At 69.8% G+C, this 23,640-nt stretch carries 24 protein-coding genes; 6 read left to right on the forward strand and 18 right to left on the reverse strand.

The genetic code is table 11. From position 1 onward, the window contains the following. Nucleotides 1-2 precede the first annotated feature (2 nt). The 7 genes from ACFWP7_RS05480 to ACFWP7_RS05510 all read right to left on the reverse strand — a co-directional run bounded on the left by ACFWP7_RS05480 (nt 3) and on the right by ACFWP7_RS05510 (nt 7,188). A complete protein-coding gene (locus ACFWP7_RS05480; RefSeq protein ID WP_384376385.1) occupies nt 3-401 on the reverse strand; it encodes an OB-fold nucleic acid binding domain-containing protein in 399 nt (132 codons plus the stop codon). Between the two features lie 46 nt (nt 402-447). Continuing rightward, the gene (locus ACFWP7_RS05485) at nt 448-1,131 is read right to left on the reverse strand and encodes a response regulator (protein ID WP_384376388.1); all 684 of its coding nucleotides are present in this window, start codon (nt 1,129-1,131) and stop codon (nt 448-450) included. Beyond that, nucleotides 1,128-3,722 carry an ATP-binding protein gene (locus ACFWP7_RS05490; protein ID WP_384376391.1) on the reverse strand — a complete coding sequence of 865 codons (2,595 nt, stop codon included), beginning with the start codon at nt 3,720-3,722 and terminating at the stop codon, nt 1,128-1,130. Before ACFWP7_RS05490 ends, ACFWP7_RS05485 begins: the two co-directional genes overlap by 4 nt. Nucleotides 3,723-3,902: 180 nt before the next feature. Further along, a complete protein-coding gene (locus ACFWP7_RS05495) occupies nt 3,903-5,123 on the reverse strand; it encodes an alginate lyase family protein (protein ID WP_384376394.1) in 1,221 nt (406 codons plus the stop codon). A gap of 205 nt (nt 5,124-5,328) precedes the next feature. Next, nucleotides 5,329-6,090, reverse strand: a complete 762-nt coding sequence (locus tag ACFWP7_RS05500; protein ID WP_384376397.1) for a DUF3710 domain-containing protein — start codon at nt 6,088-6,090, stop codon at nt 5,329-5,331. 1 nt (nt 6,091) lies between these two features. Further along, entirely contained in the window at nt 6,092-6,607 is a 516-nt protein-coding gene (gene dut / locus ACFWP7_RS05505) for a dUTP diphosphatase (RefSeq protein ID WP_384376401.1), read from the reverse strand. Next, complete coding sequence (locus ACFWP7_RS05510; RefSeq protein ID WP_384376404.1) at nt 6,604-7,188, reverse strand: PaaI family thioesterase; 585 nt, start codon at nt 7,186-7,188, stop codon at nt 6,604-6,606. Before ACFWP7_RS05510 ends, dut begins: the two co-directional genes overlap by 4 nt. Before the next feature lie 58 nt (nt 7,189-7,246). Here ACFWP7_RS05510 and ACFWP7_RS05515 point away from each other — a divergent pair, with 58 nt between their 5' ends. After that, a complete protein-coding gene (locus ACFWP7_RS05515) occupies nt 7,247-7,708 on the forward strand; it encodes a DUF3093 domain-containing protein (protein ID WP_384376407.1) in 462 nt (153 codons plus the stop codon). A 41-nt stretch (nt 7,709-7,749) separates the two neighbouring features. Here the strand turns inward: ACFWP7_RS05515 and ACFWP7_RS05520 are convergent, their stop codons facing one another. The 4 genes from ACFWP7_RS05520 to ACFWP7_RS05535 all read right to left on the reverse strand — a co-directional run bounded on the left by ACFWP7_RS05520 (nt 7,750) and on the right by ACFWP7_RS05535 (nt 11,295). Then, nucleotides 7,750-8,685, reverse strand: a complete 936-nt coding sequence (locus tag ACFWP7_RS05520; RefSeq protein ID WP_384376410.1) for a hypothetical protein — start codon at nt 8,683-8,685, stop codon at nt 7,750-7,752. Nucleotides 8,686-8,698: 13 nt separating this feature from the next. Next, nucleotides 8,699-8,995, reverse strand: coding sequence for a DUF4193 domain-containing protein (locus tag ACFWP7_RS05525; RefSeq protein WP_003997302.1), 297 nt, complete (start codon nt 8,993-8,995; stop codon nt 8,699-8,701). A 392-nt stretch (nt 8,996-9,387) separates the two neighbouring features. After that, nucleotides 9,388-10,635, reverse strand: coding sequence for a sensor histidine kinase (locus ACFWP7_RS05530; protein WP_384376413.1), 1,248 nt, complete (start codon nt 10,633-10,635; stop codon nt 9,388-9,390). Nucleotides 10,636-10,641: 6 nt separating this feature from the next. Beyond that, nucleotides 10,642-11,295, reverse strand: a complete 654-nt coding sequence (locus ACFWP7_RS05535) for a response regulator transcription factor (RefSeq protein WP_384376416.1) — start codon at nt 11,293-11,295, stop codon at nt 10,642-10,644. A gap of 391 nt (nt 11,296-11,686) precedes the next feature. On the opposite strand from ACFWP7_RS05535, the gene ACFWP7_RS05540 reads away from it, so the two are divergent. Then, a complete protein-coding gene (locus ACFWP7_RS05540) occupies nt 11,687-11,860 on the forward strand; it encodes a hypothetical protein (RefSeq protein WP_365426212.1) in 174 nt (57 codons plus the stop codon). Between the two features lie 150 nt (nt 11,861-12,010). Here the strand turns inward: ACFWP7_RS05540 and ACFWP7_RS05545 are convergent, their stop codons facing one another. Both ACFWP7_RS05545 and ACFWP7_RS05550 read right to left on the reverse strand, forming a co-directional pair. Beyond that, the gene (locus tag ACFWP7_RS05545; RefSeq protein ID WP_384376421.1) at nt 12,011-12,826 is read right to left on the reverse strand and encodes an inositol monophosphatase family protein; all 816 of its coding nucleotides are present in this window, start codon (nt 12,824-12,826) and stop codon (nt 12,011-12,013) included. 8 nt (nt 12,827-12,834) lie between these two features. Next, nucleotides 12,835-13,962 (reverse strand): ferrochelatase, encoded by a 1,128-nt coding sequence (locus ACFWP7_RS05550; protein WP_384376424.1) that lies wholly within the window; start codon nt 13,960-13,962, stop codon nt 12,835-12,837. A gap of 199 nt (nt 13,963-14,161) precedes the next feature. Between ACFWP7_RS05550 and ACFWP7_RS05555 the strand changes: the two genes are divergently transcribed. After that, on the forward strand, nt 14,162-15,400 hold the full coding sequence (locus ACFWP7_RS05555; RefSeq protein ID WP_384376427.1) for an MFS transporter: 1,239 nt from the start codon (nt 14,162-14,164) through the stop codon (nt 15,398-15,400). Beyond that, nucleotides 15,360-16,679: a D-arabinono-1,4-lactone oxidase gene (locus tag ACFWP7_RS05560; RefSeq protein WP_384376430.1), complete on the forward strand. Its 1,320-nt coding sequence runs from the start codon at nt 15,360-15,362 to the stop codon at nt 16,677-16,679. Before ACFWP7_RS05555 ends, ACFWP7_RS05560 begins: the two co-directional genes overlap by 41 nt. Here ACFWP7_RS05560 and ACFWP7_RS05565 read toward each other — a convergent pair. Next, entirely contained in the window at nt 16,603-17,343 is a 741-nt protein-coding gene (locus ACFWP7_RS05565) for a hypothetical protein (RefSeq protein WP_384376433.1), read from the reverse strand. The two genes, ACFWP7_RS05560 and ACFWP7_RS05565, sit on opposite strands and share 77 nt — an antisense overlap. Before the next feature lie 490 nt (nt 17,344-17,833). On the opposite strand from ACFWP7_RS05565, the gene sepH reads away from it, so the two are divergent. Further along, entirely contained in the window at nt 17,834-18,886 is a 1,053-nt protein-coding gene (gene sepH / locus ACFWP7_RS05570; protein ID WP_384376436.1) for a septation protein SepH, read from the forward strand. Nucleotides 18,887-19,094: 208 nt separating this feature from the next. Here the strand turns inward: sepH and ACFWP7_RS05575 are convergent, their stop codons facing one another. Next, complete coding sequence (locus ACFWP7_RS05575; protein ID WP_384376439.1) at nt 19,095-19,922, reverse strand: sulfurtransferase; 828 nt, start codon at nt 19,920-19,922, stop codon at nt 19,095-19,097. 324 nt (nt 19,923-20,246) lie between these two features. Between ACFWP7_RS05575 and ACFWP7_RS05580 the strand changes: the two genes are divergently transcribed. Further along, nucleotides 20,247-21,050 carry a VOC family protein gene (locus ACFWP7_RS05580; protein ID WP_384376442.1) on the forward strand — a complete coding sequence of 268 codons (804 nt, stop codon included), beginning with the start codon at nt 20,247-20,249 and terminating at the stop codon, nt 21,048-21,050. 33 nt (nt 21,051-21,083) lie between these two features. Here ACFWP7_RS05580 and ACFWP7_RS05585 read toward each other — a convergent pair whose 3' ends face one another. From ACFWP7_RS05585 to ACFWP7_RS05595, 3 genes are read right to left on the reverse strand one after another with little or no spacing between them, the layout of a single operon-like run. After that, nucleotides 21,084-21,731 (reverse strand): thymidine kinase, encoded by a 648-nt coding sequence (locus ACFWP7_RS05585; RefSeq protein WP_384376445.1) that lies wholly within the window; start codon nt 21,729-21,731, stop codon nt 21,084-21,086. Nucleotides 21,732-21,774: 43 nt separating this feature from the next. Continuing rightward, the gene (locus ACFWP7_RS05590; protein ID WP_384376448.1) at nt 21,775-22,962 is read right to left on the reverse strand and encodes an alkaline phosphatase family protein; all 1,188 of its coding nucleotides are present in this window, start codon (nt 22,960-22,962) and stop codon (nt 21,775-21,777) included. Then, the gene (locus ACFWP7_RS05595; protein WP_384376451.1) at nt 22,962-23,549 is read right to left on the reverse strand and encodes a DUF5998 family protein; all 588 of its coding nucleotides are present in this window, start codon (nt 23,547-23,549) and stop codon (nt 22,962-22,964) included. The genes ACFWP7_RS05590 and ACFWP7_RS05595 overlap by 1 nt, the downstream gene beginning before the upstream one ends. Nucleotides 23,550-23,640 lie beyond the last annotated feature (91 nt).

Genomic DNA, 23,640 nt, shown 5'->3' on the forward strand with positions numbered 1-23,640 from the left:
GGCTACTCCCGTCCAAGCGGTCTGAGTTCGTATTTCGGGTTGAACAGCACCCTACGGCCCCGGCTCATGGAGACGCGGCCCGATGCGATGAGTTTGCGCCCCGGTTCGATACCCACGATGGAGCGCCGGCCGAGCCACACCACGTCCAGGGCCGCCGAGCCGTCGAACAGCTCGGCCTCCAGGGCCGGGACTCCGGCGCGTGGCCGCAGAGTGACCGTGCGCAAGGTACCAGTAACGGTCACGATCTGTCGGTCGTGGCAGTCACCGATACGCGTGCAGCCCGCGGTCTCGGCGTCCTCGCGCAGCTCCTCGGACTCCAGGTCCTCCTGGGACGAGGAGAGCCTGTCCAGCATGCGCCGGAACCGGCCCGCAGACTTTTCGGAACCAGGAACAGCACTCATACCGAAAGCGTACCGGGGAGCGCTGACAGCGTCGTACCCACAAGGGTCAGCGCTCGAACCGGTATCCCATCCCCGGCTCGGTGATGAAGTGCCGCGGATGCGAGGGGTCCACCTCCAGCTTGCGGCGCAGCTGCGCCATGTAGACCCGCAGATAGTTCGTCTCCGTGCCGTACGACGGCCCCCAGACCTCCTGGAGCAGCTGTTTCTGGCTGACCAGGCGGCCGGTGTGGCGCACCAGGACCTCCAGGAGGTGCCACTCCGTGGGGGTCAGGCGCACATCGCGACCGTCGCGGTTGACCTTCTTGGCGGCCAGGTCGACGGTGAAGTCCTCGGTCTCGACGATCACGTCGTCCTCACCGCCCCCGGTGGGTTCCGCGCGGCGGACGGCGGCGCGCAGCCGGGCCAGCAGCTCGTCCATGCCGAAGGGCTTGGTGACGTAGTCGTCGGCGCCCGCGTCGAGGGCCTCGACCTTCTCGTCCGAGGAGTGCCGGGCGGAGAGCACCAGAATGGGCACCCGGGTCCAGCCGCGCAGCCCCCTGATGACCTCGACGCCGTCCATGTCGGGCAGACCGAGGTCGAGCACGACGACGTCGGGGTGCCGGGCGGCGGCGAGCTGGAGCGCGGTGGCGCCGTCGGGGGCCGCGTCGACCTCGTACTTGCGTGCCTTCAGGTTGATGACGAGGGCTCGCGTGATCTGGGGCTCGTCGTCGACCACGAGGACCCGGGTCATGAGGCCTGCCTCTCTGCTGATGGTGCTGATGCAGCTGCCGCTGATGGTGCCGATGCTGCTGACGCAGGTGTTGATACCGCGGTGGTCGGGGCGGGGCGGCTGGGCACCGCCCGGAGCGTGAGCACCATGGTGAGGCCGCCGCCGGGGGTGTCCTCGGCGTTCAGTGTGCCGCCCATGGCCTCGGCGAAACCGCGGGCGACCGCGAGGCCGAGGCCCACGCCGGCGCCGCGCGGGGCGTCGCCGTAGCGCTGGAAGGGCTCGAAGATGCGGTCCTTGGCCTCGTCGGGGACACCGGGGCCGCGGTCCACGACCCGCATCTCCACCCGGTCGGCCATGGCGCTCGCCGACACCAGGACGACTTTGTCGGCGGGACTGTACTTGACGGCGTTCTCCACGAGGTTGGCGACAGCTCGCTCCAGTAGTCCGGCGTCGACGGCGATCATCGGCAGGCTCTCCGGGATGTCCAGCTCGACGCTGTCCTCGGGTACGCCGCCGAGCGCCATCGGGACCACCTCGTCGAGGTCGATCTCGCGGACCAGCGGGGACACGGTGCCGGTCTGGAGGCGGGACATGTCCAGCAGGTTGCCCACCAGGTGGTCGAGGCGGTCCGCGCCGTCCTCGATGCCCTCGAGGAGCTCCGCCTGGTCCTCCTCCGACCAGGCCACGTCGTCCGAGCGCAGGGACGTGACAGCCGCCTTGATGCCCGCGAGAGGAGTGCGGAGATCGTGGCTGACGGCCGCCAGCAACGCCGTACGGATGCGGTTGCCCTCGGCCAGCTCCTTCGCCTGGTCGGCCTCGTGCTGAAGGCGCTGGCGGTCCAGCACCACCACGGCCTGCGCGGCGAAGGCCGCCAGAACACGCCGGTCGGAAGCCGGCAGTACCCGGCCGGAGAGCGCCAGCGCCATGTGGTCGCCCACCGGGATGTCGACGTCCGCGTTCTCGGGACGGACGCACGGGCGCGGGCCCACGCTCCCCGCGCATGTCCACGGATCGACGTCGCTCTCCCGCTCCAGCAGCGCCACCGACTCCATCCCGAACGTCTCCCGGACCCGCTCCAACAGCGCCTCCAGGCTGTTCTCCCCCCGCAGCACACTGCCCGCGAGGAACGAAAGGATCTCCGACTCGGCGCGCAACCGGGCCGCCTGGTGGGTCCGCCGGGCCGCCAGGTCCACCACCGACGCCACGGACACGGCGACCCCGAAGAAGATCGCGATGGCGACGATGTTCTTGGGATCGGCGATCGTCAGCCGGTGCAGCGGTGGCGTGTAGTAGTAGTTCAGCAGCAGGGAACCGAAGGCCGCCGAGGCGAGCGCCGGGTACAGACCGCCGAGCAGAGCCGCCGCCACCGTCAACGCCAGGAACAGCAGCATGTCGTTGGCGAGGCCCAGATCGACCGTGTTCAGGAAGAGTGCGAGGACCACCGGGCCCGCCACGCCGACGATCCAGCCCCAGATGATCCGGGACCGGCCGAGCCGCGCTCCGCGCGCCACCGGCAGCCCTCGGCCCTTGCCCGCCTCGTCGTGGGTGACGATGTGCACGTCCAGGTCGGAGCCCGACTCGCGGGCCACCGTGGCGCCGACGCCGGGGCCGAAGACGTACTGCCAGGTCTTGCGGCGCGAGGAGCCGAGCACGATCTGCGTGGCGTTGACGCCCCGCGCGAAGTCCAGCAGCGCGGCCGGGATGTCGTCCCCGACGACGTGATGGAAGGTGCCGCCGAGATCCTCGGCCAGGGTGCGCTGGACGGCCAGTTCCTTGGGCGAGGCGGAGGTCAGCCCGTCGCTGCGGGCGATGTAGACGGCCAGCACCTCGCCGCCCGCACCCTTCTCCGCCAGCCGCGCCGCACGCCGGATCAGCGTCCGGCCCTCCGGACCGCCGGTCAGCCCCACCACGATCCGCTCCCGCGAACCCCAGATCTTCTTGACGCTGTGATCAGTGCGGTACTCCGTGAGGTACTCGTCGACCCGGTCCGCGACCCAGAGCAGCGCCAGCTCGCGCAGAGCGGTGAGGTTGCCGGGGCGGAAGTAGTTCGACAGCGCCGCGTCGACCTTGTCGGACTTGTAGATGTTCCCGTGCGCCATCCGCCGCCGCAGCGCCTGCGGCGACATGTCGACCAGCTCGATCTGGTCCGCCCGCCGGACCACCTCGTCCGGAACGGTCTCCCGCTGTCGTACACCCGTGATCGACTCCACCACGTCGCCCAGCGACTCAAGATGCTGGATGTTGACCGTGGAGACGACATCGACCCCCGCCGCGAGCAGCTCCTCCACGTCCTGCCAGCGCTTGGCGTTCCGCGAGCCGGGGACATTGGTGTGGGCCAGCTCGTCGACCAGGGCGACCTGGGGGTGCCGGGCCAGTACGGCGTCCACGTCCATCTCGGTGAAGACGGAGCCGCGGTACTCCAGCTCCTTGCGCGGGACCTGCTCCAGACCGTGCAGCATCACCTCGGTACGCGCGCGACGGTGGTGCTCGACGAACGCGACCACACAGTCGGTGCCCCGCTCGACGCGCCGGTGCGCCTCGGAGAGCATCGCGTACGTCTTGCCGACGCCCGGTGCCGCGCCCAGGTAGATCCGAAGCTTGCCGCGTCCCATGGCCCCTATTGTCTTCCCGTCACCGCTGTGTACGCAGCGTCGACCTTACGGCCAATAATCCCGGCAAAAGGGACGGGGGGCTGGGCGGAGGGCGTTTTGACACAACCCTGACGGCCGGGCACCCGTGTCACTGGTGGGCACCCGGCCGCGGGACGGTTCAGCTGAGGTCGTCCCCGTACGTCAGCTGAGGTTGTCCCCCTGAGTCAGGGTCTCCCAGGCGACGAACAGGTTGTTGGTGCCGGACGGACGGTTCTGCAGGGTAAGGGTCTGGGTGTTCGACATGGCATATCCGAGGCGGTTGTGCATGGCGTTGTAGCCGACCTCGGTGATCGGTCCGAGCCCGAGCGTGAGGGACCCTCCGCACAGATTGCTGGGCACCGCCGTGCCCAGCTGGTACTTGGCCTGGAAGCCGAGCGCCTGGCGCAGCCGCTCGCCCACGTCGGTGGTGTACAGGTCGATCCCCTGGATCCGACTGGTCTCCGCGACGTGCGAGATGGAGGAGATGCCGTACCCGGTGTGCACGAAGTCGCGGCACGTCTCCTGGGTGAGGCCGGTGGTGAAGGTCGACTGCCCCTGCCAGTAGGCGACGATCTTGGCCGTGGTGTCGAGGTTCTGGCTCGGCACGGTCTTCGGCACGGCGCCGTCGGAGGAGAGGTAGATGTACGCGGCCGTACGGGTACGGAACTTCGCCATGGCGGAGTCCCACACCGTCTTGTCCTCCAGGTAGACGGAGATGCCGATGGCGGCCTCCATCATCGTCAGCTCCCAGTTCCCGTTGGAATTGGAGCCGTTGATGATCTCGGGCAGGTAGACGTTGCGCAGCATGGTCCCGAAGCGCGCGGAGTTGGTCCAGGTGCTGGTGTACGTGTACTTGATGATCTCGGCGGCCTTGGTCCACGAGGACCCGGCCCAGCCGGTCTGCAGAGGCGCGTTGCTGTTGGTGTGGTCGGTGATCGTGGCCGACCAGGCGTCCATCAGCTGGATGGACTTCTGCGCGTAGCGGACATCGCGGGTGATGTACCAGGCGAGAGCGGTCGTGTACGCGGCTATCGCGTCCTCACGCTCGTCGGTGCAGCCGTTGTTGGGGTTCGAGTACGAGCCGCACTCGACGACCGAGCGCGGGAGGGGGGTGCGTGTCAGCGAGGCGTACTTGCTCGCCAGCATCTGGTCGTACGCGGCCTTCCACGGCTGGGCGCCGGCGAGGACCTGGGTGCGGGCGAAGTCCAGCTGCCCTCTGGAGACGCCGACTCCGGGGTGGACGAAGGTGGCGGGCGCGGCTTCGGCCTTCTGCTGGGTGCCGGGCAGCGAGAGCAGTGCGGCCACCAGGGCGGCGGTCGTGGCTACGGTGACGAGGAAAGCCGGGCGCCGTCTGGGGAGACGGACTGTGGGGGTTCCGAGCATGTGAGGGGATCCGTTCTCGTATGTGAACGACACACTGGGGACTGAACACACGCGCTGGCCGGGACCATAGGTCCAGACCAACTGTCCGTCAAGGCCTGCCGGAGAACGCGCACCTCAACTGCCCTCCGGGAAGAAGGACTCGGGCATACGAAAGGGCCGCACCCCCTGTGCAGGGGATACGGCCCGACTCTCGTACTGAGAAGCGCTAGCGAACCTCGGTGATCTCCGGCCCGCGCTGCAACTGCCCCATTCCGCCGGAGAAGCGGGAACCGGCCTGCTCCTCCTGCTGGACACCCTCGGGGACCATCTGCGCGTCGTTCGGCAGCTTCAGGACGATCGGGTCGCGGGGGGCCATCGGACCCTCACCACGCACGACGACCGTGTCCCGGAAGATCTGCTCAAGGAGCCCTGCGGCCTGCGGCTGCACCGCGCCCTGCCCGGAGATCACTCCGCGCAGGAACCAGCGGGGGCCGTCCACGCCGACGAACCGCACGACCTGGAAACCGCCCGTGCCGTCCGGCAGTTGCACCGGAACCTGCGCGCGCAGCTCCCAGCCCAGCGGGCCCTCGACCTCGTCGATGACACCGCCCTGCTGGGTGATGCCGGAGGCGATCTCCTCCCGCACCTCGCCCCAGATGCCCTCACGCTTGGGAGCGGCGAAGGCCTGCAGCTGGATGGCGCTGTCCTTCAGGACGACGGTGGCCGCGACGATCGCGTCGCCCGCGACCTCGACCCGCAGCTCCATGCCGTCGACTCCGGGCACCAGAATGCCGCCCAGGTCCACACGGCCCTCGGCGGGGTCGCGCACCTCCGAGTCGTCCCAGGGTCCGTCGGGCCGCGGCTCCGGCTCAAGCCTCACTCGCTCCCGATCCGTCTCGTCCGCCTCAGTGTCGACATCGTCGACGACCTGCTCGGCCTCGCCAGCCGCGTCCTCGGCGGCACTGCCCTTCTTGCGACGTCCGAACACGTCACTGTCCTTCCCGGTCGGATACGACCGAAGCGTATCGATTCCCACCCGCCCCGCCGCCCACGGCGGCATGACCGCCGGTGGACCCGAAGCCCCCTGCGGCCCGCGCCGAGTCGGGAAGCTCCGCGACCTCCTGGAAGCGGACCTTCTCGACCTGCTGGACGACCAGTTGGGCAATCCGGTCGAAGCGCTCGAACCGCACGGACTCGCGCGGGTCGAGATTCACCACGATCACCTTGATCTCCCCACGGTACCCGGCATCCACCGTCCCCGGGGCATTCACGAGAGCGACACCGCAGCGGGCGGCCAGCCCGGAACGGGGGTGTACGAAGGCCGCGTACCCCTCCGGCAGCGCGACAGACACTCCCGTGGGCAGAACGGCCCGTTCACCCGGTTCCAGTTCACATCTCTCGGTGGTACGCAGATCCGCTCCCGCGTCACCGGGGTGCGCGTACTCGGGAAGCGGGACTTCCGGGTCGACGCGCCTGATCAGCACATCCACAGGACGACGGGTCACGGGTTCACCTCGAAGGCGCGTGCGCGCCTGACCTGGTCGGGGTCGTTCATGGCCACCTGGATCTCCTCCTGGCGACCGTTGTCGATGAAGTGGTCGACCTTCACCTCGATGAAGAGGGCGTCGGCGCGGACGGCGACGGGCCCCTCGGGGCCGCCGATCCGCCCGGTCGCGGTCGAGTAGATCTTGCGCCCGGCCACCGCCGTGACCTCGGCCTGCAGGAACAGTACGGTGCCGACGGGCACGGGCCGTACGAAGTCCGTCTCCAGCCGTCCCGTCACCGCGATGGTCCGCAGCAGCCAGTTCAGCGAGCCGAGCGTCTCGTCGAGCGCGCTGGCGAGCACCCCGCCGTGCGCGAGACCGGGGGCACCCTGATGGGCGGCCCGCACGGTGAACTCCGCGGTGATCCGGACCCCCTCGCCCGCACGCGCTTCGAGGTGCAGCCCATGGGCCTGGCCGTCGCCGCACCCGAAACACTGCCCGTAGTGCGCACCGAGGAGTTCACCGGGCGGGGGTGCGTCGGGGTGCCGCACCGGCGCGACAGCGTCGGCGGGAGGCTTCAGAGCTGCGGAAGTACCACTCACAGCCGCAGACCTTACCCGCGCGTCAAGCCAACGGACGCCCCGTGCCAAGCTTGACTTCATGCAGCTCTCCGCCCCGCCGTACGAAGAACGCCTCAACGCGCCCCGAACCTGGTGGCTGGTCTGCTTCCTGGTGGGGGTCTCGATGGCCCTGATCTTCCTCCCGTTCGGTGCGCTGCCGCTGCTGGGCGGTCTGGTCGGCGGCACCGCGGTCGCGGCGGTCGTGACGAGTTCGTACGGCTCGATCCGCATCCGGATCGTGGGCGACTCGCTGATCGCGGGTGACGCGAAGATCCCGGTCGCGGCTCTCGGCGATGCCGTGATCATGGACCAGGAGGAGGCGCGCGCCTGGCGCACGTTCAAGGCCGACACCCGCGCCTTCATGCTCCTGCGCGCGTACATCCCGACGGCCCTTCGCGTCGAGGTCACCGACCCGCGGGACCCGACCCCGTACCTGTACCTCTCGACCCGGGAGCCGGAGCGCCTGGCAGCGGCGCTGGAAGCCGCGCGGGCGACGGCGTAGGGACCCGCCGCCACAGACCGGGCAGGACAGGCGGGGCGAGCTCAGTTCCCGAGCTCCTTGGGGATCTCCCCCATCCGAAGGGGGTCGGCGGGTGCCTCGAGCGGCGGCAGTTCCGCAAGCGCGTCCCACGGCACCTGGGACTTACGCAGGTCCTTGCGGATGTGCTCCGCGAGCCGTCTGGTGTCGCGGCGGTTCATGACCGCTCCGACCGCCGCGCCGACCATGAACGGCATCAGGTTGGGTAGGTCCCGAACCATGCGCTTCATGATCTGCTGACGCAGCTGACGCTTCATGGGGCCGCCCAGCGCGGTGTTGAGCGACGCCACCTTCGTCACGTCGATCCCGCGCTCGGTGGACCAGGAGTTCAGATACCCCGTGCTGCGCTGCGTCAGGTTCCCGGGCGGCCGGACGCCGTACACCTCGTGCAGTTCGGCGATCAGCTTCAGCTCGATCGCGGCGACGCCGGTGATCTCGGCGGCGATCTCGGTGGGCATCGCGGGCGGCACCGGAAGCATGGCGGCCGCGCCGATGCCGGCGCCCACCGCCGACGTCGCGTTGGCCGCGCCGGCGACGAGCTTGTCGGCGAGCTGCTCCGCGGTCAGGCCGGGGAACTGCCGACGGAGGGTCGCGAGGTCCCGTACGGGGATGCGCGGAGCGATGTCGATGATGCGGTCGGCGAGGTAGGACAGGCCTGCTCTCGCTCTGCTGCTGCCCTTGCGAACGCCTTCCTTGACTCCGTCACGGACGGCGGCCGCACGGCGCTTTGCCGCGGGCGCCGGGGTGTCCATGGGCACCAGTTCGCCGACGGGCGCCGAAGCCCCTGCCGACGTCGTGGCGGGCGGCCGGTCGAGCGAGGCTGATCCTGGTCGGGAAGAGCCCCGCTCGTCGTCACGCACGCCTTCAGGGCCGTCTGACGGCCCTTCGTCCGCTCCTCGTCCGGAGGAACGGCGCTTCCAGGGAGGGGTCGAGCCAGTCACGGCCGACCCCGCCTCAGTCGCAGTCGCGGCAGATCGGCTGGCCGTTCTTCTCTCGGGCCAGCTGGCTGCGGTGGTGCACCAGGAAGCAGCTCATGCAAGTGAACTCGTCCTGCTGCTTGGGCAGCACCCGGACGGCCAGCTCCTCGTTCGAGAGGTCCGCGCCGGGCAGTTCCAGGCCTTCTGCGGCCTCGAACTCATCCACGTCTACAGACGACGTCGACTTGTCGTTCCGGCGAGCCTTCAGTTCCTCAAGGCTGTCCGAATCGACGTCGTCGTCGGTCTTGCGTGGGGTGTCGTAATCCGTTGCCATGTCGCTCTCCCCCTCTGGGTGTCTGCGGTGTCTCAGCGCACGTAACGCGTGAGAGGCCGGACTTGTGCCCGACCCGAGGCGGAGATTTTGCCTCACATCAAGGTCTGTTACTCAATCGACACCCAACCGGACTCCTCAAGAGTGATCGGCTTGGATGGCGATGCGGACCGTACACGGTCCGCAGGCCGCACTTCAAAGGCGTCCCACCGTGTACTTCCCGTGATCTGGACCCCCGAAAACCCGGATTATCCCGGCCTTACGGCAGCCTTCTTGATCACGGAGAGTGGAAGGCCGGAAATATGCCCTTGTGATCGATCACACACCAGCCTCCCGGACGCATGCCCAGGAAATTCCGCGCAAAGCGAACATCCTCGCGTGTCGGCGACATGGTCTCAGATCGGCAGGGTGACTCGCATCACGAGCCCACCTCCTTCGCGCGGCTGAGCGACGATATGCCCCCCGTGCGCACGAGCCACCGACCGGGCGATCGACAGGCCCAGGCCCACACCCTTGTCGCTACCTGTGCGCTCCGTACGCAGCCGCCTGAAGGGCTCGAAAAGATTGTCGATCTCGTACGCGGGAACCACCGGCCCCGTGTTCGATACCACCAGGACCGCCTGGCCGTGCTGAACCTGAGTCGTGACCTCGACCCAGCCGTCCTGCGGCGCGTTGTACCGGACGGCGTTCTGGACGAGGTTCAGGGCGATCCGCTCAAGGAGGACACCGTTGCCCGGGACGACCGCCGGGGGACACTTCACGCGGATCTCCACGCCCTTGGCGTCCGCCTCGGCACGCACCTGGTCGACGGCTCGCGAAGCGACCTCGGCGAGGTCCACGGGCTTGCGCTCGACGATCTGGTTGTCACTGCGGGCGAGCAGCAGCAGGCCCTCCACGAGCTGCTCACTGCGCTCGTTGGTGGCGAGCAGGGTCTTGCCGAGCTGTTGCAGTTCCGCCGGCGCCGCGGGATCGGAGAGATGCACCTCAAGAAGCGTGCGGTTGATCGCCAGCGGCGTCCGCAGCTCGTGAGAGGCGTTGCCCACGAAGCGCTGCTGCGCGGTGAAGGCCCGCTGGAGCCGCTCCAACATGTCGTCGAAGGTGTCCGCGAGCTCCTTCAACTCGTCGTCCGGGCCGTCCAGTTCGATCCGCCGGGAGAGGTCCGAGCCCGCCACCGCGCGCGCGGTGCGGGTGATCCGGCCGAGTGGCGCTAGCACCCGGCCCGCCATCGCGTAGCCGAAGGCGAAGGCGATGATGGCGAGGCCGAGCAGGGCGAGCAGGGAGCGGCTGAGCAGGTTGTCCAGGGCGGCCTGGCGCTGGTGGTCGATGCAGGCGCTGATCGAGGCGTTGAACTCGGTGAGCGTCTGGTTACCAGCATTGACCGCGGGGCAATTGTCGCTGGCAACCTTGATATCGGTGCCGCTGACGATCTTGAAGAGAGGCTCTGCACCGGTGTTCAGCGCCTGCGCGGCGAGCAGGTAGATGATCGACAGCAGCATGATGCCGGCGATCAGGAACATGCCGCCGTACAGCAGCGTCAGCCTTATCCGGATGGTGGGCCTCAGCCAGGGGAACGGAGTCTCCACCCGCCTGGGGTCCCACGTGGGCTTCGGAGGCGCTGTGGGAGGCGCGGGGGTCGTGGTCACCGTGGCTCAGATCCGGTAACCGGAACCGGGCACGGTGACGATCACGGGGGGCTCGCCGAGCTTGCGGCGCAGGGTCATGACCGTGACCCGTACGACGTTGGTGAAGGGGTCCGTGTTCTCGTCCCAGGCCTTCTCCAGGAGCTGCTCGGCCGAGACGACGGCGCCCTCGCTGCGCAGCAGCACCTCCAGGACGGCGAACTCCTTGGGCGCGAGCTGGACTTCCTTGCCGTCGCGGAAGATCTCGCGGCGGTTGGGGTCGAGTTTGATCCCGGCGCGCTCCAGGACCGGCGGCAGCGGCAGGCTCGTACGACGTCCCAGAGCACGCACGCGTGCCGTCAGCTCGCTGAACGCGAACGGCTTGGGGAGATAGTCGTCCGCGCCGATCTCCAGGCCCTCGACGCGGTCGCTGACGTCGCCGGAAGCCGTGAGCATCAGCACGCGCGTGGGCATGCCGAGCTCGACGATCTTGCGGCAGACGTCGTCTCCGTGCACGAGCGGGAGGTCGCGGTCCAGGACCACCACGTCGTAGTCGTTGACTCCGACGCGCTCAAGGGCGGCCGCGCCGTCATACACGACGTCGACGGCCATGGCCTCCCGGCGCAGTCCGGTGGCCACCGCATCGGCGAGCAGTTGCTCGTCCTCGACGACGAGTACGCGCACGTCGCTTGTCCTTCCTCTGTCCACTCGCGCAGCGCCTCTTCGGCGCATGCGAGCAGGGCCCTGTCGTTGGTAAGGCCTCCATCCTGCCCTTTTCGGCCATAAGTCGGCTGTAAGACGGGGGGAGCGTGGGGGAATGCCAGATTTTCTCGTGCGGTTGAGGTTTCCACGGAAGGGAGTGGGGGGACGACAGCTTTACACCCCGCGATCACGCTCTGCTTGTGGCAAGCCACCTTGTGGTATGTCCAACCGCTTTCCGCAGAGTGGGCGTGGGTGTCCGGCACCGTCGCCGCCCGGCAGGGCAGCGCTGGGCACCCCTTGGAGACGTGATCGCCCCTTCTGAACGGCACACCCCCGTGCCATCGACCCACGACCCAGGACGAGGGGGCGCAGCATGGACGCATTCACCGCAGGACTTCTGCAGCGTATAAGGGCTACCGAGTCCGACCTGACGCGGGCTCGCGAGACAGGCGACGACTTCCTCGCGGAGGTCGAGCAGGCCGAGCTCGACGACCTGCACCGCCTCGCCGCCGAGCACGGTGTACAGGTAGGCGCTACACGCGTCTGATCAGTTCCTCATTCGCGGTTCTCCAGCTCTTCGGTTCTTCAGTTCAGCTCTTCAGCTCTTCAGCTCTTCACCAGATTCTTCATTCGTACGAGAGCGGGCCCCGGCATCGATCCAGTGCCGGGGCCCCGCTCCGTCTACGCGCCGCCGCCGTCAGTCGTGCCAGGCGCCGAACTCCTCCAGGAGTCGCTGGAGGGGCTCGAAGACGCCGGGAGAGGCTGCCACCGCCAGATCGCCTCCGGGGCGCTCACCGGGGCGCCCACCGGTCAGGGCGCCCGCCTCACGGGCGATCAGGTCGCCCGCCGCGAGGTCCCAGGGGTGGAGCCCGCGCTCGTAGTAGCCGTCGAGGCGCCCGGCCGCGACATCGCACAGGTCGACCGCCGCGGAGCCGGAGCGCCGGATGTCGCGGAGCAGCGGGATCAGCCGCTGGGCGACGGCGGCCTGGTGGGTCTTGACCTCGGTCACGTAGTTGAAGCCGGTGGACACCAGGGCCTGGTCCAGGGACGGTGACGGGCGGCAGTTCAGCCGGCGCTCGCCGACCCAGGCTCCGGTGGCCCGGGCGCCCCGGCCGCGTACCGCGTGGTAGGTCTCGCCGCGCATCGGCGCCGCGACGACTCCGACGACGGTCTCGCCGTTCTGTTCGGCGGCGATGGACACCGCCCAGGTGGGCAGCCCGTACAGGTAGTTGACGGTGCCGTCGAGCGGGTCGATGACCCAGCGGATGCCGCTGGTGCCCTCCGTGGCGGCGCCCTCCTCACCGAGGAAGCCGTCGGCGGGGCGGTGCTGGGTGATGAGGTCGGTGATCAGCTTCTCGGCGGCGATGTCCATCTCGGTGACGACATCGATCGGGCTGGACTTGGTCGCGGCGACCGTGAGGTGCGCCGGGCGTCCGTCCCGCAGCAGCTCACCGGCGCTACGGGCGGCCTGGTGGGCGAGCTGGAGCAGTTCGGTGTGCAGGGGCTCGATCACGGGGCTCCTCAGGCGTACGGGCTGTCGGCGCCCGCGGCGGCGGGCTTCGGGGCACGGGCCGGGCAACAGCCCGCCGGGCACAGGTCGTGACTCGCGCCGAGAGCGCCCAGGGCGCAGGGTGTCACCTGCCGTCCGCTCTCGGTCGCGGCGCGCTCCAGGACGAGTTGACGGATCGCCGCGGCGAACCGCGGGTCGGCGCCCACGGTGGCCGAGCGGCGCACCGGCAGACCCAGCTCCGCCGCCTTGGCGGTGGCCTCCGTGTCGAGGTCGTACAGCACCTCCATGTGGTCCGACACGAACCCGATGGGCGCCATCACGAGGGCCGGGACGCCGGCGCCGTGCAGCTCCTCCAGGTGGTTGCAGATGTCGGGCTCCAGCCACGGGATGTGCGGGGCTCCGGAGCGCGACTGGTAGACGAGCTGCCAGGGGTGGTCGATCCCGGTCTCCTCGCGCACGGCGTCGACGATCAGCCGGGCGACGTCCAGGTGCTCCTTGACGTACGCGCCGCCGTCGCCGTGGTCCCCGACGGGTCCCGAGGTGTCGGCGGCGGCGTCCGGGATCGAGTGCGTCGTGAAGGCGAGGTGCGCGCCCTCCTGTACGTCCACGGGGAGTTCGGCCAGGGACTTCACCACGCCGTCCACCATCGGGCGTACGAAGCCGGGGTGGTTGAAGTAGTGCCGCAGCTTGTCGACCTTCGGGAGCTCCAGGCCCTCGGCCTCAAGGGTGGCCAGGGCCTCGGCGAGGTTCTCGCGGTACTGACGGCAGCCCGAGTACGAGGCGTACGCGCTGGTGGCGAGAACCAGGACGCGGCGCCGGCCGTCGGCGACCAGTTCGCGCAGGGTGTCGGTCAGGTACGGCGCCCAGTTGCGGTTGCCCCAGTACACCGGCAGGTCCAGGCCGTGGTCGGCGAAGTCCTTGCGGAGCGCGTCGAGCAGGGCGCGGTTCTGGTCGTTGATGGGGCTGACCCCGCCGAACTGGAAGTAGTGCCGACCCACCTCCTTGAGTCGTTCCTTGGGGATGCCGCGTCCCCGCGTCACGTTCTCCAGGAACGGGACCACGTCGTCGGGTCCTTCCGGGCCGCCGAACGAGAGCAGGAGCAGGGCGTCGTAGGGGGTGGCATCGAGCACGTCTGGCATGCCTTCGATCCTGCCACCCGTCGCTGACAGGCGGACAACGGCCACCGGACAAGCGTCCGAGGGCGTGCGTTCAAGCGTCCGAGGGCGTGCGTTAGGGTCACCTCACCCGTAAGCTGTATCGGCCAGATTCACGCCTTACCGGTGTTCAGGCCCGCCCGTGGTGACCGGGCGGCCCAGCCGAGCCGACCGGAGTTCCGCCTTGCCCAGCCCGTACCGCGCCCTGTTCACCGCCCCCGGCTCCAGGGGCTTCTCCGCCGCGGGCTTCCTCGGCCGGATGCCGCTGTCGATGATGGGCATCGGCGTGGTCACGATGATCTCCCAGCTCACCGGGCGGTACGGGCTCGCGGGTGCGCTCTCGGCGACCATGGCGCTGGCCGCCGCGGCGATGGGCCCGCAGGTCTCCCGGCTGGTGGACCGGCACGGGCAGCGGCGGGTGCTGCGCCCCGTGACGCTGTTCGCGCTGTCCGCGGCCGCGGGGCTGCTGCTCGCGGCGAGGTTCGAGTGGCCGGACTGGGTGCTGTTCGTCTGCTCGGCCGGCATCGGCTGTGTGCCGAGCATGGGCGCGATGGTCAGAGCCCGCTGGGTCGCCCTCTACCGGGACACCCCGCAACTGCACACCGCGTACTCCTTCGAGTCCGTGGTGGACGAGATCTGCTTCATCTTCGGACCGATCATCTCGATCGGTCTGTCCACGGTGTGGTTCCCGGAGGCCGGGCCGCTGCTCGCCGCCTGCTTCCTCGCCGTCGGCGTCTTCTGGCTGACGGCCCAGCGCGGCACCGAACCGGTGCCGCATCCGCGCGGGCAGGACAAGGGCGGTTCGGCGATGGCCTCGGCCGGACTCCAGGTCCTGGTGGCCACCTTCGTGGCGACCGGAGCGATCTTCGGAGCCGTCGACGTGGTCACGGTGGCCTTCGCCGAGGAGCAGGGCCACAAGGCTGGGGCGAGCGTCGTTCTCGCCCTCTACGCGGCGGGCTCCTGTGCGGCGGGAGCGGTGTTCGGGCTGCTGCACTTCAAGGGGGCGCCCGAACGTCGGTGGCTGCTGGGCGTGTGTGCGATGGCCGTGAGTATGATCCCCCTCCTACTGGTCGGAAACTTGCCGTTCCTGGCCGTGGCGCTGTTCGTTGCGGGCCTGTCCATCGCTCCCACGATGATCACCACGATGTCCCTCATCGAACAGCACGTACCAAGCGCGAAACTGACCGAGGGCATGACCTGGATCAGCACCGGGCTCGCGGTCGGGGTCGCGCTCGGTTCCTCCGTGGCCGGCTGGGTGATCGACGCCGCCGGTGCGAAGGCCGGGTACGGGGTTCCGGCGGTGTCCGGGGCCGTCGCGGTCGCGGTCGGTTTCCTCGGGTATCGCCGGCTGAACAGGCCGGTTCCGCATCGGGGAGGGACCCATGAGCAGCACAGCGAACGGGAAGAGCGGAACGTGGCGTAACTGGGCGGGCACGGTCACCGCCCGTCCGGCACGAGAGGTCACTCCCGCCTCCGTGGAGGAGCTCTCCGCGGCCGTGCGCAGCGCCGCCGAGGACGGTCTGACGGTGAAGGCCGTCGGCACCGGGCACTCCTTCACAGCCGCCGCCGCGACCGACGGCGTACTGATCCGCCCCCAACTGCTGACCGGCATCCGCAGGATCGACCGCGACGCCGGCACCGTCACCGTGGAGGCGGGCACCCCGCTCAAGCGTCTCAACCTCGCTCTCGCCCGCGAGGGACTGTCGCTCACCAACATGGGCGACATCATGGAGCAGACGGTTTCCGGTGCGGTCAGCACTGGCACGCACGGCACCGGGCGTGACTCCGCCTCGATCGCCGCCCAGATCAAGGGCCTTGAGCTGGTCACGGCCGACGGCTCGGTCATCGCCTGCTCCGAGAAGGAGAATCCCGAGGTCTTCGCGGCCGCCCGGATCGGAATCGGCGCCCTGGGGATCATCACCGCGATCACCCTCTCCGTAGAGCCCGTTTTTCTGCTCACGGCCCGTGAGGAACCGATGACCTTCGACAAGGTCACCGCCGACTTCGACGAACTGTTCACCGAGAACGAGCACTTCGAGTTCTACTGGTTCCCGCACACCGGCAACTGCAACACCAAGCGCAACAACCGCAGCGCGGGGCCCGAGAAGCCGGTGCCGCAGATCAGCGGCTGGATCGAGGACGAGTTCCTCTCCAACGGCGTCTTCCAGGCGGCCAATCTGGTCGGCCGCGCCGTGCCGGCCACCATCCCGGCGATCGCGAAGATCTCCAGCCGCGCACTGTCCGCACGGACCTACACCGACATTCCGTACAAGGTCTTCACTTCTCCGCGCCGGGTGCGCTTCGTGGAGATGGAGTACGCCGTTCCGCGCGAGGCCCTCGTCGAGACGCTGCGCGAGCTGAAGACGATGGTCGACCGGTCGTCCCTGCGGGTCAGTTTCCCCGTCGAGGTGCGCACGGCGCCCGCGGACGACATCACGCTCTCGACGGCGTCCGGACGGGAGAGCGCGTACATCGCCGTCCATATGTTCAAGGGCACCCCCTATCAGGCGTACTTCACCGCCGCCGAGCGGATCCTCACCGCGCACGAGGGGCGGCCGCACTGGGGCAAGGTGCACACGCGCGACGCGGAGTACTTCGCCGAGGTCTACCCGCGCTTCGGCGAATTCACTGCGCTGAGGGATCGGCTTGACCCGGATCGACGCTTTGGGAACGACTACTTGCGGAGGGTGCTGGGGTCGTAGCGGCGCCGCTGGGAGTGGGGGTCGATGCGTCGGCCCCGGTTTCCGGCGTGGCGCTGGAACTGGGCGTCGGGGTGGGCGTCGTCGCGCCGGTACCCGAATCGGCGTCGCCAGGCGGCTGCGCCGAGGAGGAGCCGGCCGAAGGCGTCGCGCTCGACGCGGGAGGCGTACCGGGCTCCGACGGGGAAGGGGAACCGCTCCCCTTGAGGGCGTCACCGACGGTCGTGCCTCTGCTGTCGCTGAAGCTGTGGCCCGCCACGAGTTCGTATGTGGTGATGCTCGCCATGGTGACGCCGAAGACGAGTACCGCCGCGGCCACCGGCCGCTTCCAGCTCCTGACCCGCGCGCGGTAGACGGTTCCCTCGGTGAACTCCCCCGCGGCCGCGGTCTGCTGGGTCCTCGGCCTGGCCTGCACCGTCACATCGCGTATCTGCTCGCCGGTGCGCCTGAAGAAGTGCTGGAAGACCGTGCCGCCGCAGGTGGCGACCACGCTCACCAGGCCCGCGCCCAGCATCGTCCCGTAGACCCCGAAGTAGGAGGCGAGTTTCGCGGCCACCACCGCTGCCACCGCACTGCCTGCCACCTGGGGCACGCTCAGATCCAGTCGTTTCCTGCTGACCTCCTCATCGACACCCGACTCCGCACCGACATCCGGCTTTTCACGCATGCCCGGACCTTGCCCGCCTTTCCCGTACTTGATCGACTTGACCCGATTGATCAACTGACCGCACAAGAGAGGGACGGACGGACGAAGCGATTAGTTCCATTTGCGGTGATTACGTGAAGTGCGCCACTTTCCATGACCACAGAAACGACGCTTCGGTCGACCAACTGCCACCCCCGGCTCGAAGTTGGGTGACGTGCCGAACCGCGCAAGTGGCCCGAATGGAGTACTCTTGCGAGCCCTGGGTCCGGACTCCCGCCAGGGTGTCCGGGGCCTTGCAGGACCGCCGGGAGGGGGCTCGTTGCACAGGGTGATGGAGTTCGTCACTTAGCGTTGCGAATAGGTAACCGTGCCATAACGGCGGTCTCGGGCCTGTGCCCGACACGCCGGAGAACTCGGCAAGGTTGTGGCAGGCTGCACCCGGGCAGGCCACACTCGACTAGCGGAAGCAGCGACGCACGTGACGTCGGCAGGCACCACCCGGGAGGTCCTCATGCCGGAACTGCGTGTCGTGGCCGTCTCTAACGACGGCACACGGCTGGTGCTGAAGGCTGCGGACAGCACGGAGTACACGCTTCCGATTGACGAGCGTCTGCGCGCCGCTGTACGCGGCGACCGTCCCCGCCTCGGCCAGATCGAGATCGAGGTGGAGAGCCATCTCCGCCCCCGAGACATCCAGGCACGTATACGTGCCGGCTCCTCCGCGGAGGAGGTCGCACAGCTCGCCGGGATCCCCGTCGACCGTGTGCGCCGCTTCGAGGGGCCTGTCCTCGCCGAGCGTGCCTTCATGGCCGAGCGCGCCAGGAAGACCCCTGTCCGCCGCCCCGGCGAGAACGCCGGACCCCAGCTCGGCGAGGCCGTGCAGGAGCGGCTGACGCTGCGCGGCGCCGAGAAGGACACCGCACAGTGGGACTCGTGGCGTCGTGACGACGGCACCTGGGAAGTACTGCTCGTCTACCGGGTCGCGGGTGAGCCGCATTCGGCGAGCTGGACGTACGACCCGCCGCGGCGGCTCGTCCAGGCCGTCGACGACGAGGCGCGCTCGCTGATCGGTGAGTCCGACGACCTGTCGGCGGCCGCCGAGCCGAGCTTCCCGTTCGTGCCGCGGATCGCACGGCTGCCCCGGGACCGCCCGATGGACCGCGCCCTGGACCGGCAGTCGGAGCGGCCGGGGCTGCCCGCGCCGTCCCCGGAGCCGGTCGAGGAGTCCGAGCGGGACTCGCTCACCAGCCTCCTGGAGGCGGTGCCGAGCTTCCGGGGCGACATGGTGGTGCCCGAGCGGCCCGCCACCACGGACCGGCCCGACACGGAGGAACCCGCCCCCGAGCCCGAAGCCGAGGAGCCTCCGGCCCCCGCGGCCTCCGCCGGTGCCGGTTCCGCCTACGCGGACGTCCTCATGCCTCGCTCGGTCGGCAGCCACCGCGACCGCCTCGTCGGCTCGACCGACCGCCAGGCCGAGGCCGACGGCGTCCGCCCGGGCCGCCGCGCGGCCGTCCCGAGCTGGGACGAGATCGTGTTCGGTACACGACGGAAGAACAAGGACTGATCAGTCGTACGACGGTGGGGCCCGCGCCGACCTGGCGCGGGCCCCATCGCTGTCACTGCGGGTCGGGTCCCACCGCCGTCACTGCCAGCCGGGGCCCACCGCCGCTACTGCGGGTCGGGACCCACCGCCGCTACTGCGGGTCGGGACCCACCGCCGTCACTGCCGGTCGGAGCCCACCGCCGTCACTGCCAGTCGGAACCCACCGCCGCTACTGCGGGTCGGCGCCCACCGCGACCGGTCGGCTCCCGTCCCGTGTCCACTCCGACCAGGAACCCGCGTACAGGGCGGCCGGGATGCCCGCGACGGCGAGTGCCAGCACCTCGTGGGCACCGGATACGCCCGAACCGCAGTAGACGCCGACCTCGGGAGTACCGGTCGCGCCAAGGGACTTGAAGCGGTCGGCGAGTTCGGCGGCGGGCCGGAACCGTCCGTCGTCCGTGACGTTCTCGGTGGTCGGCGCGGAGACCGCGCCGGGGATGTGCCCGCCTACCAGGTCGATCGGTTCGACCTCGCCCCGGTACCGCTCACCCGCCCGGGCGTCGAGCAGCACTCCGGTACGGGCGAGCGCCGCCGCTCCGTCCGCGTCGAGCAGCGGCCGGGCACCGGGCGCGGGTACGAAGCTTCCGGCAGCGGGGGCGGGGATCTCCGACGACACCGGACCGCTCCAGGCGGCAAGACCGCCGTCAAGCACGCGCACGGACGGATGACCCGTATAGCCCAGCAACCACCAGGCGCGCGCGGCGCCCCAGCCGAGCCCGCCGTCGTACACAACGACGTCGCGGTCCGCCGAGACCCCGGCGGCGCGCATCGCCGCGCCGAAGACTTCGGGTTCGGGCAGCGGATGACGGCCGCCGACCCCCGCGGGACCCGCAAGTTCGGAATCCAAATCGACAAAAACGGCCCCTGGAATGTGCGCCTTCTCGTACTCGGAGCGCAGACTCGGGCCCCCTTGCTGCCAGCGGACATCAAGGACGACAGGAGGGTTCGGTCCGGCCAGGTCGCTCGCCAGCTCGGGCGCGGAGATGATGGCGTTCATGGTGACCATCCTTGCGCACGGGGTGGCCGCGTCGTCCGTGTCGGGCTACTGTGCTCGGCCGGGCAGGTCCGATCACTGGGCGTATGGGATCGGGCACATGCTGTACAGCCGATGGACACCCTGGAGCAATAGTGCGGAAACGGACGGGAAACCGCACATCGGGCATCCTCCGCTCGTAGGCCGCCGAACGACGGCGCGGCCGGGACGCACGGTGCTACCGGTGGTGCGAACATCGGCACGGGGCTTACGGGTACGCGATTGCGGTACGCGTGCGGGTAGGCGGAAGGTGACCGGCCACCGCGAGGGGCCGAGAAGAGAGTGACGATGACCGAGGCACGGGGGTCGGCCGGCCTGAACGGCGCAACGGACGCTCCGCACACGCCCGGCACACCCTGCTGGGTGAGCCTGATGGTGCACGGAATGGCCACGACCCAGGACTTCTACGGAGCGCTGTTCGGCTGGGAGTTCCAGCCGGGCCCGCACCAGCTCGGCCCGTACGTGCGTGCCCTGCTTCACGGCGAAGAGGTGGCGGGGATCGGGCAACTGCCGCCCGATCGGCATCTGCCCATCGCCTGGACGCCCTATCTCGCCTCGGACGACGTGGACCTGACCGCCGAGACGGTACGGCTCAGCGGCGGCACCGTGGGGGTCGGCCCCCTGGACGCCGGCGAGGCAGGCCGTATGGCGATCGCCTCGGACCCGACAGGCGCCGTCTTCGGCATCTGGCAGACGGCCGCCCACCTGGGCACGGGCATCACCGGCGTATCGGGGACGCCCGCGTGGAACGAGCTGGTGACCCGCGACACCGAGAGCGTCGTCAAGTTCTACCAGGGGGTCTTCGGTTATGAGCTGGAGCCGGTCGTCTCGGCCGACTTCGACTACGTGACCCTGCACCTCGACGGCCGTCCGGTGGCCGGCATCCACGGCGTCGGCCACGGCCTGCCCCGCGACCGCGGCCCGCACTGGATGACGTACTTCGAGGCCACGGACGTGGACGACACCGTCACCGGTGTCACGGACCTCGGCGGGCACGTCCTGAAACCCGCCCACGACTCGCCGCACGGGCGCGTGGCGACGGTGGCGGATCCGGAGGGCGCGATGTTCTCCGTGATCCACAGCGTCCAGTGAACGGACGCCGCGGGGCCGGTCCGTGACCTGACGTCAGGCGGAGGTCATCGGCAGCACGTCCGGTGACAGGGCGCCCGCGTGAGCCGTGGCGGCCGTCATACGGCGACGGTGGTGCCGGCGGCACAGCACCTCGTAGCCGATGTCCTCCGCCTGGTTGACGTCGCCGACGACCACCTGGGCACCCTCGACGACCATCTCGCCGCCTATCGTGCGGGCGTTGTGCGTGGCACGCGCGCCGCACCAGCACAGGGCCTCCACCTGGAGGACCTCGACCCGGTCGGCCAGCTCGACCAGGCGCTGGGAACCGGGGAAGAGCTTGGAGCGGAAGTCGGTGGTGATGCCGAAGGCGAACACGTCGACGCCCAGGTCGTCCACCACGCGCGCCAGTTGGTCGATCTGCGCGGGAGCCAGGAACTGGGCCTCGTCCGCGATCACGTAGTCCGCGCGGCCACCTCGGGAGAGGTGATCGACGAGGTACCCGTACAGATCCTGCTCGTCCGCCACCTCCACCGCGTCCGTGACCAGCCCGAGGCGCGAGGAGAGCTTGCCCTCGCCCGCGCGGTCGTCACGCGTGAAGATCATGCCCTGTAGGCCCCTCGCCGAACGGTTGTGCTCGATCTGGAGAGCCAGCGTCGACTTCCCGCAGTCCATCGTTCCGGAGAAGAACACCAGCTCGGGCATGGCGAGTTGAGCACCTTTCGGCGAGAGGAGGGAGGAGTGGGGGTCAGGAGCGTACTTGCAGGAGCGGTACGTGCTGCTCCGCCGGGGTCATCGAGCCGTGGTTGCCGACCATCGCCGACTCCTTCGGCTCCCGCTCGGACGCGATGATCAGGACGTCGTCGCGGGCCGCGGCGACGACGTCGCCGATCCGGGCGTACACCCGCTCGTCGATCCGCGGGCCGAACCAGCCCGCCGCGATCGCCTCGTCCCGCGAGGCCACCCAGAACTGCTCGCCGAGCACCTCGCGCCAGCAGGTCAGGACGTCCGACTCGGCGCCCTGGACGGCGTAGACGTGCCGGGCGCGGCCCTCGCCGCCGAGGAGGGCCACTCCGGCGCGCAGCTCCCAGTCCTCGTCGAAGTCGATGCGGTGCTGCTCGTCGAAGGGGATGTCGATCATGCCGTGGTCGGCGGTGACATACAGGGCCGCACGCGGCGGCAGTTGCTCCGCGAGGCGCTGGACCAGGCGGTCGACGTACATGAGCTGGCCGCGCCAGGGGTCCGAGTCGACGCCGAAGCGGTGGCCCTTGCCATCCACCTCGGCGTAGTACGTGTAGACCAGGGAGCGGTCGCCCGCGGCGAGTTGTGCGGCGGCGACGTCCATGCGCTCCTCGCCGGTCAGCCGCCCATGGAACGTTCCGCCGCTGAGGGCGATCTTCGTCAGCGGGGTGTTCTGGAAGGCGGGCGAGGAGACCTGGGCGGTGTGCACGCCGGCCTTGTCGGCCAGTTGGAAGACCGTGGGGTACGGCTGCCAGGCGCGCGGGTCCGTCCACGGCTGCCAACGCAGCTGGTTCATCAGCTCGCCGGTCCTGGGGTTGCGCACGGTGTAGCCGGGCAGGCCGTGTGCGCCGGGCGGCAGGCCGGTGCCGACGGAGGCGAGTGAGGTCGCGGTGGTGGCCGGGTAGCCCGCGGTGATCGGGCGGCCGGTGCCTCCTCGCGAGGACGCCAGGAGTGAGGTCATGAAGGGGGCTTCGTCCGGGTGCGCCTTCAGCTGCTCCCAGCCGAGGCCGTCGATCAGGAAGACGCAGTTCCGGTCGGCTCCGGTCAGTTCCGGTATGGCGGCGGTCATGCCGGGCACGGCCATGCCGGCGGCGAGCGTGGGCAGCAGGTCGGCGAGCGAGCCGGCGCCGTACTCCGGGACGGGTGCGGTGTCGAGGGCGAGGGGTTCCGGGTGATCCCAGGCGGGCAGGATCATCAGCGCGCGATGTCCGCGGTCGCCTCGGAGAGGGCCTGCGCGAAGACGAGGGCCTGGCGCACCGTCTCCGGGCCGTCCCCGGCCTCACTGACACGCAGGCTCAGGTCGTCCGCCGTCGAGTTGCCCGTGTAGCCGTGGTCCGCCTCGCAGTTGGGGTCGCCGCAGGCGGCGGGCTCCAGGTCGATACGGGAGACCGCGCCCCAGCCGATGGTCAGGACGACCTCGCGGGGCAGCGTGCCCGGCGCGTACGACTCGGGGTTGGCGACGACCCGGCTGACGACGACCGAGGAGATACGGCCGAGCTTCACGGACTCCGTCGACGTGGTGGCGTACGGCGTCGGTGAGGTGGTGTCCTCGGACTGCTCATCGGTGTGGCTCACGATGAAACGGTTGCCCGTGAGGACGAGCACCGTGACGTGCCGACGCACTTCGTTGGCGTCGAACGTCGTCTCCTGATGAACCAGGTACGACCGGATGGTGTCGCCGCCGATCGCGGCCTCCACCGCCTCGGCCACGAGGGCCGGGTAGTAGCCGCTGCGCTCGATCGCCGCTCGCAGCCCCTGGGTCGACGTACTGGTCTTGGCCATGATGTCCATCTTACGGGCGCCCACTGACTGCGAGGCACCGCTCGCGGCGTCTGCCCCGCGGAGATCGACGTTCGATGGCCCTCCGAAGGAG

The sequence above is a fragment of the Streptomyces sp. NPDC058470 genome, assembly GCF_042721055.1.
Taxonomy (GTDB): domain Bacteria; phylum Actinomycetota; class Actinomycetes; order Streptomycetales; family Streptomycetaceae; genus Streptomyces.